The sequence below is a fragment of the Bacteroides sp. ET71 genome (genome assembly GCF_023336905.1).
Taxonomy (GTDB): domain Bacteria; phylum Bacteroidota; class Bacteroidia; order Bacteroidales; family Bacteroidaceae; genus Bacteroides.
Window position 1 is genome coordinate 1 of sequence record NZ_JAMBLS010000142.1, and the last position, 532, is coordinate 532.

1 pseudogene is annotated in these 532 nt (G+C 53.4%); it reads right to left on the minus strand.

Annotated features, from left to right (window positions below):
- Nucleotides 1-532 (minus strand): annotated as a pseudogene (locus tag M3090_RS15585) (type IV secretory system conjugative DNA transfer family protein); the annotation flags it as partial.

The window sequence follows — 532 nt, forward strand, 5'->3', positions numbered from 1 at the left end:
ATAAATACGCAAAAACCAGATGATGGCCGCGAACAGGATGGTGGGGGACTCGACGAAGAAGTCGCCCTGCTTGGCCGCCCAAGTCCGGTTAAGGTTGAGCATGATGTTGTAGGAACTCTCGTAGGCATCGGAGATGTCGGTCATGAACTTCGGGTTGAGCGGGTTGCAGCGGTGGCTGCGCGAGGGGTCGTCGAAGTTGATGACATAGAACTTCGGTCTGACCTTGTAGCCGTCCAGATGGCGGAGCAGGTGGTTGTAGGCGATGGTGCTCAAGTCCGGGAACTTGAAGTCGTAAATATAGGTGGCATAACCCTTTTCAATCTGCTGCTTGATGTAGGAATTGACCACCGCATAGGATTTCCCGCTGCCCGGAGTCCCTAAGACGATAGAGGCCCGGAAGGGGTTCACGACATTTATCCAGCCGTGCCACATCTTTTTCCTGTACCAGAAACGGGTGGGCAGATTGACGGAATACTCGTTCTCAATGAGCCGGGTTTCCTGCATGAAGGATTCGTTCTCGTTGTTGAACACG